Below are 13,144 nucleotides of genomic sequence, written 5' to 3' on the forward strand. Positions count from 1 at the left end.
ATCAGGCCACCAGTTCCCCGTCCTCGTCGTAGAGGTACGCGTCGGTCGGGTCGAACGTGAGGTGAACGGGGTCCCCCGCTTCGGCCTCCGTCTTCGGGACCTTCACGTTCACCACGGAGCCGCCCACCTCCACGTTGACCAGCACGTACTCCCCGAGCGGTTCGACCGTTTTCACCGTGCCGGGCACCGTCCAGTCGGTGTCGGGCGCCTCGGTCGACACGTCGATGTCCTCGGGCCGGACCCCGACGGACACGGTCTGCGAGGACGTCTCGGCCGGCATCGGGAGGGAGTTGCCCTCGGCGAGCCGAACGGTGCCGTCGCGGTTCTCGCCCTCGAAGAGGTTCATCGGCGGCGACCCGATGAACTTCGCGACCCAGGTGGTCCGCGGCCGCTCGTACAGCTCCTCCGGGTCGGCGACCTGCCGGATAGTGCCGTCGTTCAACACGACGATCTTGTCGCCCATGCTCATCGCCTCCTCCTGGTTGTGCGTGACGTACACCGTGGTGATCCCGAGCTCGTTCTGGATCCGCTTGAGCTCGGAGCGCATCTCCAAGCGGAGCTTCGCGTCGAGGTTACTGAGCGGCTCGTCGAGGAGGAACACCGACGGCTCGCGGACGATGGCCCGCGCGAGCGAGGTCCGCTGGCGCTGCCCGCCGGATATCTCTCCCGGGTCGCTGTCCATCTGGTCCTCGATGTGGAGCAGCTCCGCGACCTGCGCGACCCGCTCGTCGCGCTCCTCCGGCGGAACGCCCCTGACCTTCAGCGGGTACTCGATGTTCTCCCTGACGGTCATGTGCGGATACAGCGCGTAGTTCTGGAACACCATCGCGACGTTGCGATCGGCGGGCGGCATCCCGTCGACTCGCTCGTCGTCGAAGTAGATCTCGCCCTCGGACAGGTCCTCCAGCCCCGCGATCATCCGGAGCGCGGTCGTCTTCCCGCAGCCGGACGGTCCCAGGAACACCACGAACTCCCCGTCGTCCACCTCCATGTCCAGCTTGTAGTTGGCGACCGTGTCACCCCCGTCGAAGTACTTGCTCACCGATCGCATGCTAATACGGGTCATCGACTACCCGCCGATATTCATTTATTACACTTATAATTAATCATGGATCGTGGATAAGAGGACCGTCGGCGGTGGGGTGTACCCGTTCTCTGTCCGGCTAATTCAATAATTACTTAGCAATCCTTTCACTACGTGAGGAGGATGAGTTCCGGTCTCTTCGATTACACCAATTTTCCGCAGATCTCCGGCGAACTCTTCCGCAACGTCCAGCGGCGGGACCTCTTCGACGACAGCAAGCGGTTCGTCGACGCCGAGCCCCGCGTCTCCCCGGATCTACTGTTCGAACGATACCTGACGCGTCGGGACGGAGCCGACTTCGACCTGGCGTCGTTCGTCGAATCCCAGTTCAGGCTGCCGGAGCCGGTCGCCGCGACACCGGACCTCGCCGCGTCGCGCTCGATGGAGGACCACGTCTCGTCGCTGTGGGGCGCATTGACCCGCACGTTCGAGGACGCCGATTCTGCGGGGTCGACCCTCGTCCCCCTCCCGAACCCGCACGTCGTGCCGGGCGGTCGCTTCCGCGAGATGTACTACTGGGACAGCTACTTCACCGCCGAGGGGCTGGCGGCGGCGGGCCGGACCGACCTGATCGCGGGGATGGTCGGGAACGTCGCGTCGCTGCTCGACCGGTTCGACTTCGTTCCGCTCGGGAACCGGGCGTACTACGACAGCCGGTCGCAGGTCCCGCTGTTCTACCGCATGCTCCGCGTGTTGGAGCGCGCGGAGGGGTTCGACGCGGTCGCGCCCCACGTCGAGGCGCTCCGGACGGAACACGAGTTCTGGATGGACGGCGCCGACCGCGTCGCCGAGGCAGACGGCCCCGCGGCGCACCGACGCGTCGTCGGGCTCGGCGGCGGAACGGTCCTCAACCGGTACTGGGACGACCGGGCCCGCCCGCGGCCGGAGTCGTACCACGAGGACCGGCGGCTCGCAGAGCGGGTCCCGGTCGACGAGCGGCCGAGGCTGTTCCGCGACGTTCGAGCCGCCTGCGAGTCCGGGTGGGACTTCAGCTCCCGGTGGCTGGCGGGCGACGGCCTCGAAACCATCCGGACGACCGAACTGGTGCCGGTCGACCTCAACGCGGTCCTCTTCGGCATGGAGTCCGCGCTCGCGGAGTGGCTTCCGCGTGTCGGGCGGGACGAGGCCGGCGAGCGGTACGCCGACCTCGCGGCCGACCGCCGAGAGGCGATCAACCGGTACTGCTGGGACGCGGACGCCGGGTTCTACGTCGACCACTCGTGGGCCGACGGCGAGCGGTCGGAGCGCCTCACGCTCGCCGGCGTCGCACCGCTCTTCACCGGGGCCGCGACCGACGACCGGGCGGCGGCGGTCGCTGACCGGCTCCGTCGCGACTTCCTCCGCCCCGGCGGACTGGTGACGACGCTGGAGGACACCGGCGAGCAGTGGGACGCGCCGAGCGGCTGGGCGCCACTCCACTGGATGGCCGTCACCGGTCTGCGCCGATACGGCCACGGCGGCCTCGCGGACGAGATCGCGGGCCGCTGGGTCGACCTCGCGCGGCGTTCCTTCGAGGAGACCGGCCGCATGGCGGAGAAGTACGACGTCCGGACGGTGGGCGAAACGACCGATCTGGGCGAGTACGAGCCCCAGTACGGGTTCGGCTGGACGAACGGCGTCGTCACGGCCCTGTCCGCCCGACAGTAAGGCACCGGACGGGCGCTCGGACTCGTCGCGTCGCGGTTCTGAACGCTTATCCCCGACGAACGACTTCGATCGGGTATGAGCGACGACGACGCCGTCGATGTCGAGTCCCCCGACGACGCCGAGGGCGACGCGGCGAGAGCGAACGGCACGGCGGAGGCGGCCGCCGAGGGAGCGAGCGGCGAGCCGGGCGGCGACGAATCGGCCGACGACGCCCGCCGCGACGGCGAGGCGATCGCCGCGGCCGTCGCCGAACACGACGAGGCGCTCGCCCGCGAGGTCGCGGCGCTGGAGGCCGACCTCGCCGAGACCCGCGAGGAACTGCGCGAGCGCGACGAGGAGGTGGAGGAGCTGACGAGCAAGCTCGCCCGCACGAAGGCGGACTTCAGCAACTACAAGGAGCGCGCGAAGCGGAAGCAGGAGGACATCCGCGAGCGAGCCTCGGAGGCGCTCGTCGAGCGGCTCACCCCGGTCCGGAACGACCTCCTGCGCGCGCTCGACCAGGACGAGGGGAGCGACCTCCGTCCGGGCGTCGAGTCGACGCTGGAGAAGTTCGACGAGGTGCTCGCCGACGAGGGCGTCGAGTCGATCGACCCCGAGCCGGGCGAGGCGGTCGACCCCGCGCGCCACCAGGTGATGCTCCGCGTCGACAGCGACCGCCCCGAGGGCACGATCCACGAGGTGTACGAGCCCGGCTACGAGATGGGCGACCGCGTGCTGAGCGAGGCGAAGGTGACCGTCAGCACCGGCGACGGCGAGTAGCGCGACGGGAGGAAGCCGGCGCGGCGCAGAGCGGCGCGGGCCCCCTTCACGACCGAAGCGCCGCCTCGTAGGCGTCTACCAGCTCGTCGAGCCCCGCGTCCGGCTCGGCGGCGTGCGGCACAGACAGCGGCGAGACGGACACCTCGCCGTCCACGACGGCCCGGCGGTCGGTCCCGACCGGGTCGGGCACGTCGCCGTCGTTCATCCGTCCCCAGATCGGGTCGGAAAAGCCCACGCGGCCGTCGCCGTTCCGCTCCGCGCGCATCCCGTACCACGTCGAGGGCGTCGTGACCCGGAGCGGCGCGCGGTCCGCGTTCGCGACGGGCGCGTTGACGTTGAGGTAGTCCGCGCGGTCGAACACCTCCGCGTCGACCGCCTCGTCGACGAGGAACCGCGTCGCGCGGATCGCGTGCGCGAAGTCGCTCGGCTCGAACTCGCGTTTCCACCAGTCGTCGCCGCCGGGCACGTACATCGAGGTCGCCACCGCGGGCACGTCGAAGAACGCCGCCTCGACCGCCGCGGAGACGGTCCCCGACCGGCCGAGCGTGTAGGCGCCGAGGTTCGCGCCCTCGTTACAGCCCGCGACGACCGCGTCCGCGTCCGGGACGAGCTCGTCGAGCCCGGCGACGACGCAGTCGACCGGGGTCCCGTCGACGACGTACCCCAGCTCGTGGTCGTCGACGGCGACGTCCGCGGAGAGGCGGCGGCCGACCGAGGACTGGTCGTCGGCCGGCGCGACGACGGTCACCGCGTACTCGTCGGCGAGCGCCTCGTACAGCGCGCGCAGCCCCGCGGCGTCGACGCCGTCGTCGTTGGTCAACAGGATCCGGTCGACGCTCATACCCTGATCACGGGCGAGTCGGGCAAAAGTCCACCGTCGCCCGGGACGTGACGGCACGGAAGCGGCTGGAGGCGTGCCCGCACCGAAGCGGCCGCGGACGCCGGACCGAACGGAAAAGCACACGTATCGCCGGGCCGACGCGTCGATATGGGATTCGGGGACACCGCCAAGAAGATCCAGACGCTCGCCGACCGCGCGGAGCGAACCTACAAGAAGATCAGCGAGCTGCGCGACGAGGTCGACGAGACGCAGGAGACGGTGATAGACACCTCCGAGCGCGTGAAGACGCTCGAAAACGAGATGGCCGAACAGCGGGCCGTCCTCGACGCCGTCGCCGAGGAGGTCGGCGTCGACTTGGAGCGCGTGAGCACCGAGGCGCACATCACGGACGCCGAGGAGTCGGCGGCCGACGACGCCGACTCGGATGCCGACGCGAACGAAGACGCCGCGTAACCGTCGGTTAGACCCGCATCGCCGCGCAGGTCAGTCGTCGCTCGCGGCCGCGTCCGTCCGCGAGACCACCTCTGCGGGCACCCCAGCGGCGGTCGCGCCCGGGGGAACGTCCTCCGCGACGAGCGAGTTCGCGGCGACGCGCGCCCCCTCGCCGACGGTGACGCCGGGGAGGACGACCGCCCCCGCGCCGACCATCGCCTCGTCCTCGACGACCACGTCGCCGAGCCGGTACTCTTCGTGGAGGAATTCGTGGCAGAGCAGCGTGGCGTCGTACCCGATTATCGCGTCGTCGCCGACGGTGATCCGCTCGGGCCAGAACACGTCCGGCGTCGACTCCAGCCCCCACGCGACGCCCGCCCCGACCGTGACGCCGATCCGCCGAAGCAGCCAGTTCTTCAGCCGGAGGCTCGGACAGATCCGCGCGAGGACGATGACGACGTAGTTACGGACGACCGCGAGCGGCGACTTCGCGTCCGGCCACGACCACAGGGAGTTGCGCGGGCCCGGCGTCTGAAACCGGTCGAGGCGGTCGCTCCGGGCGGGGTCCGCGTCGTCGCGCGTCGCGTCGTCGTCGGTCACGTCGTGTCGTTCGGACGGGGAGAATAAAAGGGTCGCTCCGGGTCGGCGGTCGGCGGGCGGTCCGGTCAGCTCCGAAGCTCGTCCATGTGGTCGATCCGGCGCTGGACGAGGTCCGCCTTCCCGATGTCGTGGCGGATGCGGACGCGGTCACCCGCGGCCGCCAGCGCGTCCTCGGCCTGCGCCTCGGCGGCCGCGATGGAGTCGCCGCGGCCGACGACGGCGAACGCCCGCGACGTGGTGGTGTACAGTCGGCCGTCGCGCTCGTCGACGCTCGCGTAGTAGAGGAGCGCGTCGCCCGCGCTCTCCTCGTCGACGGCGATCTCCGCGCCCGCGTCGGGGTCGGTCGGGTAGCCGTCGGGGACCGCGTACTTACAAACGGTCGCCTCGCCCGAGAAGGAGAGCTCGGGGAGCGGCTCGCCGTCGCGCGCGGCGGCGAGCACGTCGACGAACGGCGTGTCGAGGACGGGCAGCGTGTTCATCGCCTCCGGGTCGCCGAAGCGAGCGTTGAACTCGACGACCTTCGGCCCCTCGTCGGTGAGCATGAACTGGCCGTAGAGGACGCCTTTGTAGTCGGGCAGCGCGTCGACGACGGCGTCGAGGACGTCGACCGCGGCCTCGTAGTCGCCCTCGGCCATGAACGGGAGCGAGCGGCCCGTGTCGGAGTACGAGCCCATCCCGCCCGTGTTCGGGCCCTCGTCGCCCTCGTAGGCGCGCTTGTGGTCCTGGACCGCGGGCGTGGTCCGCACGTCGCCGTTCGCGACGAACGCCTGTATGGTGAACTCCTCGCCGACGAGCCGCTCTTCGAGGACGACGCGGTCGTAGTCGGCGTCGCGGAGGTACGCCTTCGCCTCCTCCGCGGTCACCTGATCGCCGATCACCTTCACGCCCTTGCCGCCGGTGAGGCCGGCGGGCTTGACCGCGAGGTCGCCGTCGTACTCGTCGACGTACTCGCAGGCGGCCGCCATGTCGTCGAACACCGCGTAGTCCGGACAGCCCGGAATCGCGTGCTCCTCCATGAACTCGCGCTGGTACGCCTTGTCCGTCTCCAAGCGCGCCTCCTCGGCCCGCGGGCCGAACGCGTAGACACCGGCGTCGTCGAGCGCGTCCGCGACGCCGGCCTCCAGCGCCGACTCGGGGCCGATGACCGCGAGGTCCGCGCCCACCTCGGTCGCGTAGTCGGCGACCGCGGCGGCGTCGGTCTCGTCGACCTCCTCGAAGCCCTCGGCGAGTCGTCGGATCCCCGGGTTCCGGACGCTCGCGCAGGCGTACAGCGCGCAGTCGTCCGCCACGGCGCGGGCGATCGCGTGTTCGCGCCCGCCGCCCCCCACCAGGAGTACGGTCTCCGTCATGCCCGACGGGTGTCCGCACGGTAGTGTAAACCTTACTCTCTGTTCGGCCCGAGATACGCATAATCGTGGATGTTTCTGAGATCGGGGGCCGGCGCTCGTTCCGGTGCGGACGCCTTTTGCCCCGCCGGGCCGAATCGGGCGTATGTCACAGCCGACCGAGCGGAACCGCCTCGACGGGGAGGCGAGTCCCTACCTCCAACAGCACGCGGACAACCCCGTCAACTGGCAGCCGTGGGGCGACGAGGCGTTCGAGCGCGCCCGCGAACACGACGTGCCGGTGTTCGTCTCCATCGGCTACTCCTCCTGTCACTGGTGTCACGTCATGGCCGAGGAGAGCTTCGAGGACGAGTCGGTCGCGGGCGTGGTGAACGAGTCGTTCGTCCCGATCAAGGTCGACCGCGAGGAGCGCCCGGACGTCGACAGCACGTTCATGACCGTCTGCCAGCTCGTCACCGGCGGCGGCGGGTGGCCGCTCTCGGCGTGGTGCACGCCCGAGGGGAAGCCGTTCTACGTCGGGACCTACTTCCCGCCCGAGCCGCGGCAGAATCACCCCGGCTTCCGCGGGCTCTGCGAGCGTATCGCCGACTCCTGGAGCGACCCCGAACAGCGCGAGGAGATGAAGCGACGCGCCGACCAGTGGGCCGAGAGCGCGCGCGACGAGCTGGAGTCGGTCCCGACGCCGGAGACGGTGGGCTCGGACGGTGAGGATACAGCCTCCCCGCCCGGCGACGACCTGCTCGACACGGCCGCCGCGGCCGCGCTCCGCGGCTACGACGAGGAGCACGGCGGCTTCGGGAGCGGCGGCGCGAAGTTCCCGATGCCGGGCCGGATCGACCTCCTCATGCGGGCGTACGCCGGTCGCGGCCGCGACGCGCTCCTGTCGGCCGCGACCGGAACCCTCGACGGGATGGCCAACGGGGGGATGTACGACCAGATCGGCGGCGGGTTCCACCGCTACGCGGTCGACCGTCAGTGGACGGTCCCGCACTTCGAGAAGATGCTGTACGACAACGCGGAGCTGCCGATGGCCTACCTTGACGGCTACCGGCTCGCGGGCGACCCCGCGTACGCCCGCGTCGCGAGCGAGTCGCTCGCGTTCCTCGACCGCGAGCTCCGCCACGAGGGTGGCGCGTTCTTCAGCACCCTCGACGCGCGGAGCCGGCCGCCCGAGGGCCGGCGGGGCGACGATACGGGCGACTCCGACGAGGACGAGGACGTCGAGGGCGCCTTCTACGTCTGGACCCCCGAGGAGGTCGACGCCGTCCTCGACGAGCCGGCGGCGTCGCTCGCGAAGGAGCGGTACGGGATCCGGTCCGGCGGGAACTTCGAGCGCGGCACGACCGTGCCGACGATAGCCGCGTCGGTCGAGGAGCTGGCCGCGGACCGCGACCGCTCGCCCGACGAGGTCCGCGAGGCGCTGACGGCGGCCCGAACGGCGCTGTTCGACGCCCGGGAGGAGCGCCCGCGGCCCGCCCGCGACGAGAAGGTGCTGGCCGCGTGGAACGGGCGGGCGATCTCCGCGTTCGCGAGAGCGGGGGATACCCTCGGCGAGCCGTACGCCGAGATCGCCCGCGAGGCGCTCGAATTCTGCCGCGAGCGGCTGTACGACGCCGATCGCGAGACGGGCGCGCTCGCCAGACGGTGGCTCGACGGCGACGTGCGGGGTCCGGGGTACCTCGACGACTACGCGTTCGTCGCGCGCGGCGCGCTCGACGTCTACGCCGCGACCGGCGACCCGGAGCCGCTCGGGTTCGCGCTGGAGCTGGCCGACGCGCTGGTCGACGAGTTCTACGACGCCGACGACGGGACGATCTACTTCACCCGGGACCGCGATGCCGACGGGACGCCGGACGACGACGCCGGCCCCCTCATCGCGCGGCCGCAGGAGTTCACCGACCGGTCGACGCCGTCGAGCCTCGGCGTCGCGGCCGAGACGCTCGCCCTCCTCGACGGGTTCCGGACCGACGGGGAGCTCCGCGAGATAGCGGAGCGCGTCGTGACGACGCACGCCGACCGGATCCGCGGGAGCCCGCTGGAACACGCCTCGCTCGTGCGGGCCGCGAACGTCGTCGAGACCGGCGGGATCGAGGTGACGATCGCCGCCGACGAGGTGCCGGACGACTGGCGGGAAACCCTCGGCGAGCGGTACCTGCCGGGCGCCCTCGTCGCGCCGCGACCGGCCACAGAGGACGGACTCGACGAGTGGCTCGACCGCCTCGACATGACGGCGGCCCCGCAGATCTGGGCGGACCGCGGGGCGACCGACGGCGAGCCGACCGCCTACGTCTGTGAGGGCTTCACCTGCTCGCCGCCGCGGACCGACCTCGACGCGGCGCTGGAGTGGTTGGAGACGCGGGAGGGGTCCGCGTAGCGCCGACGCGCGGCTCCGTCTCCGCCAGCGACCCGCCTGCCCGCCTCCGGTACGGCACGCCGTAATTATATATCCGCGTCACCACGCACCCTCTATGTACGATTTCGTCGTCGTCGGCGCGGGCCCGCCGGGCTCCCGGTTCGCTCGGCGCGCGGCGGAGGCCGGCCGCGACGTCGTCGCCTTCGAGAAGGGGTCGGTCGGCGAGCCGCTCGCCTGCTCCGGCCACGTCTCCGACGACGTGTGGGAGTACGTTCCCGACGGCGCCCGCGACGCGCTCCTCCAGAACCTGGTGTACGGCGCCCGCTTCCACGTCGACGGTCCCGGGTCGCGGGCGTACCCGTTCTACAAGCGAGAGCCGGTGTCGAACGTGATCGACCGCGTCGGGCTCGACCGGACGCTCGCGGAGGCCGCGCGCGAGGCCGGCGCCGACGTCCGGGAGGACCACACGGTCGTCGGCATCGATGAGCGGTCCGACCGGGTCGTCGTCGACGTCAAGACGCCCGCTGGCGGCGTGGAGCGTGTCGAGGCGCGGATGGTCGCCGGCTGCGACGGCCCGACCTCGCGGGTGCGCCGCGCGCTCGACCTCCCCGAGCCGGACGAGCTGCTCCACGGGGTCCTCGGCTTCGATCCCGAGCCGGACGCGGGCGACTACGTCGACGTCCATCTCACCGCGCCGACGTTCTTCGCGTGGCGGATCCCGCGCGGCGACGCGGGCGTCGAGTACGGGCTGGCGGCGCCGCCGAGCGAGGACGTGTCGGCGCGGTTCGACCGGCTCACCGACGCGTACGGCGGGACGACGGACCGACGCTGCTCGGGCGCGATTCCGGTCGGCCCGCCGTCGCGGACGACCAGCGAGCGCGGCTTCCTGATCGGCGACGCCGCGGCGCAGACGAAGCCGTTCACCGGCGGCGGCATCCTCTACGGGATGCGCGCGGCCGACGTCGCGGCGTCCGTCATCGACCCGGAGGACCCCGAGACGCTCGCCGACTACGAGTCCGAGTGGCGCGCGGAGCTGGCGACGGAGATCCGGCTCGGGAAGGCGATACGGCGGTGTTACTCGCTGCCGGAGCCGGTCCAGCGGGTCGGCCTGCGAGCGCTCTCGGGCGAGATCGGCGTCCACATGGACGAGCCGTCCTCCTTCTTCTCGCCGTCGAACCTGCGGGCGCTGTTCTCCCGGGGCGAGCCGCCGGAGTGAGAAGGAACGCGTGAGGGCGCGCGGGTCGCGAGGCGGAGGCGGGAGCGTCAGGCGGGCGGCGCTACTCCTCGACGACGTTCGCGAACGAGACGTTCTCGCGGACGCTCGTGATCTCGACGGTCGGCTCCTCGCCGGGCTCGGCGTCGGGGACGATGACGACGTAGCCGCGCTCGATCTTCGCGATCCCGTCGCCTTTGTCGCCCAGGGTCTCGATCGTCACGTCGCGCACCTCGCCCTCCGAGACGGGCGGGTCCGGCTGGACCGCGCCGGCGGCGCCGCGCGAGGTGGGGCGCTGCCCGTCGTCGGAGGGTGCCCCCCCGGAGGAGCCGTTCGCGTCGGGGGTCGTCGCGGCGTCGCCGTCGGCGGCGGCCGCCGACTCGCCCTCGTCGGGCCCGGCGCGGTCTAAGACTGCGATCCGATACGTTTCGCCCTCGGTGACGCTGCCGTGTTCGATCTCCGAGGCGGGGACGGTGACGACGTAGTCGTCGCCGCGGGACTCCACCCGGCCCGTGTACAGACACGCGAGAGAATCAGTAATTTCGACCATGCCCCCTTTTTGAACGTACGGGGATGAAAAGCCACCTGTTCGGGCGTGCGGCGCGCGAAGATAAACGTTTACCCTGTTCCGAATGAACCACCCGGTCATGAGCCGAAACTACGAGTCGCTCCACGACCCGAACGCGGAGTACACGATGCGGGAGCTCTCCGCCGAGACGATGGGGACCACGGGGACGCGCGGCGGCGGCCGCGACGTCGAGATCACGGACGTTCAGACGACGATGGTCGACGGGAACTTCCCGTGGACGCTCGTCCGGGTGTACACCGACGCTGGCGTCGTCGGCACCGGCGAGGCGTACTGGGGCGCCGGCGTGCCCGAGCTCATCGAGCGCATGAAGCCGTTCGTCGTCGGCGAGAACCCGCTCGACATCGACCGCCTCTACGAGCACCTGATCCAGAAGATGTCCGGCGAGGGCTCCGTCGAGGGCGTCACCGTCACGGCCATCTCCGGCATCGAGGTCGCGCTCCACGACCTCGCCGGCAAGATCCTCGACGTCCCCGCCTACCAGCTGCTCGGCGGCAAGTATCGGGACAAGATGCGCGTCTACTGCGACTGCCACACCGAGGAGGAGGCGGACCCCGAGGCCTGCGCCGACGAGGCCGAGCGTGTCGTCGACGAGCTCGGCTACGACGCCCTGAAGTTCGACCTCGACGTCCCGAGCGGCTTCGAGAAGGACCGCGCGAACCGCCACCTCCGTCCCGGCGAGATCCGGCACAAGGCGGAGATCGTCGAGAAGGTCACCGAGCGCGTGAAGGACAAGGCCGACGTCTCCTTCGACTGCCACTGGACGTTCTCGGGCGGCTCCGCGAAGCGCCTCGCGGACGCCATCGAGGAGTACGACGTGTGGTGGCTCGAAGACCCCGTGCCGCCGGAGAACCTCGAGGTCCAAGAGGAGGTCACCAAGAGCACGACGACGCCGATCACCGTCGGCGAGAACCGCTACCGCGTCACCGAGCTGCGCCGCCTCATCGAGAACCAGGCGGTCGACATCGTCGCGCCCGACCTGCCGAAGGTCGGCGGCATGCGCGAGACCCGCAAGATCGCGGACGTGGCGAACCAGTACTACGTCCCGGTCGCGATGCACAACGTCGCCTCGCCGATCGCGACGATGGCGGCGGCACACGTCGGCACCTCGATCCCGAACTCGCTCGCCATCGAGTATCACTCCTACGAGCTCGGCTGGTGGGAGGACCTCGTCGAGGAGGACGTCATCGAGGACGGCTACATCGAGGTGCCGGAGGAGCCCGGTCTCGGCCTCACGCTCGACATGGACACCGTTGAGGAGCACATGGTCGAGGGCGAGACGTTGTTCGACGAAGCGTAGCTTCGTCGCGCTCGATAGGCGCGCGGGAACCTCCGTCGGCGGGTTCGTGAATGACCATTTATTTTACCGTTCCCCGCAGAGGAAGGTATCATGTCGTCCCCCGACGATAGCGAGCCCTCCCAAGTAGCGACCCGGGCGAAACAGACCGGGCGATCCCTGTATTCGCGCGTGTACGATTCGCTGATCACGGGCGTCGCGATCATGATCCCCGTCGTCGTGACGCTGTACATCGTCAGCATCGCGATCGGATTCGTTCGAAACGCGCTGGACCCGCTCATTCGGGTCCTGCGGTGGGCCGGTCTCATCCAGCGCATCGAGTCGGGCGGGTTCGTCCAGCTGCTCATCGAGATCGGGATCTACGCCGACGTCGTGGCGTTCGTCTCCGAGCTCATCGCGATCGCGGTCCTCGTGCTCGTCATCGCCGTCGTCGGGGTCGTGGGACGCAACCGCTACGGGCAGCGGGTCGTGGACGTCTTCGATCTGGTGGTGTCTTCGATCCCGGGCGTCGGGACGGTGTACAAGAGCTTCCGGCGGATGGGAGACGTGGTTCTCGACGAGCAAGACGACAAGTTTCAGGACGTGAAGCTCGTCCAGTGCTTCGACGAGAACGTCTACGTGCTCGGGTTCAAGACCGGCGAGGCCCCGGTGACGATCGAGGAGTCGACCGGTCACGAGGAGATGGTCTCGATGTTCCTGCCGTTGGCGCCGAACCCGGTGACCGGCGGGCTGTTGACGTACATCCCGCAGTCGGACGTACACGACATAGACATGACCATCGAGGAGGGCATTCAGAGCGTCCTCACGAGCGGTGTCGCGACCGACCAGGGTGCCTCGGGGACCCTCGACATCGGCCTCGAAGAGCTACAGAACTCACAGCGGTACCAAGACATTCGCAGCGCGGTGGTTACGACCGACTACGACGACGAGGACTGAGAGTAGACGGAGCGGCCGTGACGGCCCGGGAGGGTCTGCCGTACCACGTG

At 70.4% G+C, this 13,144-nt stretch carries 12 protein-coding genes; 7 read left to right on the forward strand and 5 right to left on the reverse strand.

The features are described from left to right. Position 1: 1 nt before the first annotated feature. Positions 2 to 1,051 carry an ABC transporter ATP-binding protein gene (locus C466_RS12270; protein WP_004595662.1) on the reverse strand — a complete coding sequence of 350 codons (1,050 nt, stop codon included), beginning with the start codon at positions 1,049 to 1,051 and terminating at the stop codon, positions 2 to 4. Positions 1,052 to 1,207: 156 nt separating this feature from the next. Here C466_RS12270 and C466_RS12275 point away from each other — a divergent pair, with 156 nt between their 5' ends. Together C466_RS12275 and C466_RS12280 are read left to right on the forward strand one after the other, a co-directional pair. Next, positions 1,208 to 2,731: a trehalase family glycosidase gene (locus C466_RS12275; protein WP_004595661.1), complete on the forward strand. Its 1,524-nt coding sequence runs from the start codon at positions 1,208 to 1,210 to the stop codon at positions 2,729 to 2,731. A 75-nt stretch (positions 2,732 to 2,806) separates the two neighbouring features. Beyond that, the gene (locus C466_RS12280; protein WP_004595660.1) at positions 2,807 to 3,490 is read left to right on the forward strand and encodes a nucleotide exchange factor GrpE; all 684 of its coding nucleotides are present in this window, start codon (positions 2,807 to 2,809) and stop codon (positions 3,488 to 3,490) included. A gap of 46 nt (positions 3,491 to 3,536) precedes the next feature. On the opposite strand, the gene surE is transcribed toward C466_RS12280, so the two are convergent. Next, positions 3,537 to 4,331, reverse strand: coding sequence for a 5'/3'-nucleotidase SurE (gene surE, locus C466_RS12285; RefSeq protein ID WP_004595659.1), 795 nt, complete (start codon positions 4,329 to 4,331; stop codon positions 3,537 to 3,539). Between the two features lie 147 nt (positions 4,332 to 4,478). Between surE and C466_RS12290 the strand changes: the two genes are divergently transcribed. Beyond that, positions 4,479 to 4,784 (forward strand): DUF5798 family protein, encoded by a 306-nt coding sequence (locus C466_RS12290; RefSeq protein ID WP_004595658.1) that lies wholly within the window; start codon positions 4,479 to 4,481, stop codon positions 4,782 to 4,784. A 30-nt stretch (positions 4,785 to 4,814) separates the two neighbouring features. On the opposite strand, the gene C466_RS12295 is transcribed toward C466_RS12290, so the two are convergent. Next, a complete protein-coding gene (locus tag C466_RS12295; protein WP_004595657.1) occupies positions 4,815 to 5,363 on the reverse strand; it encodes an acyltransferase in 549 nt (182 codons plus the stop codon). 65 nt (positions 5,364 to 5,428) lie between these two features. Further along, a complete protein-coding gene (gene purD / locus C466_RS12300; protein WP_004595656.1) occupies positions 5,429 to 6,712 on the reverse strand; it encodes a phosphoribosylamine--glycine ligase in 1,284 nt (427 codons plus the stop codon). 142 nt (positions 6,713 to 6,854) lie between these two features. Between purD and C466_RS12305 the strand changes: the two genes are divergently transcribed. Further along, the gene (locus tag C466_RS12305) at positions 6,855 to 9,083 is read left to right on the forward strand and encodes a thioredoxin domain-containing protein (protein WP_004595655.1); all 2,229 of its coding nucleotides are present in this window, start codon (positions 6,855 to 6,857) and stop codon (positions 9,081 to 9,083) included. A 94-nt stretch (positions 9,084 to 9,177) separates the two neighbouring features. After that, the gene (locus C466_RS12310) at positions 9,178 to 10,278 is read left to right on the forward strand and encodes a geranylgeranyl reductase family protein (protein WP_004595654.1); all 1,101 of its coding nucleotides are present in this window, start codon (positions 9,178 to 9,180) and stop codon (positions 10,276 to 10,278) included. Between the two features lie 61 nt (positions 10,279 to 10,339). Here the strand turns inward: C466_RS12310 and C466_RS12315 are convergent, their stop codons facing one another. Further along, positions 10,340 to 10,825: a TRAM domain-containing protein gene (locus tag C466_RS12315; RefSeq protein ID WP_004595653.1), complete on the reverse strand. Its 486-nt coding sequence runs from the start codon at positions 10,823 to 10,825 to the stop codon at positions 10,340 to 10,342. 97 nt (positions 10,826 to 10,922) lie between these two features. Between C466_RS12315 and C466_RS12320 the strand changes: the two genes are divergently transcribed. Next, a complete protein-coding gene (locus tag C466_RS12320) occupies positions 10,923 to 12,161 on the forward strand; it encodes a mandelate racemase/muconate lactonizing enzyme family protein (RefSeq protein ID WP_004595652.1) in 1,239 nt (412 codons plus the stop codon). 168 nt (positions 12,162 to 12,329) lie between these two features. Next, entirely contained in the window at positions 12,330 to 13,094 is a 765-nt protein-coding gene (locus C466_RS12325; protein WP_004595651.1) for a DUF502 domain-containing protein, read from the forward strand. Positions 13,095 to 13,144 lie beyond the last annotated feature (50 nt).

This window comes from Halorubrum distributum JCM 10118 (genome assembly GCF_000337335.1).
GTDB classification, from domain to species: domain Archaea; phylum Halobacteriota; class Halobacteria; order Halobacteriales; family Haloferacaceae; genus Halorubrum; species Halorubrum distributum.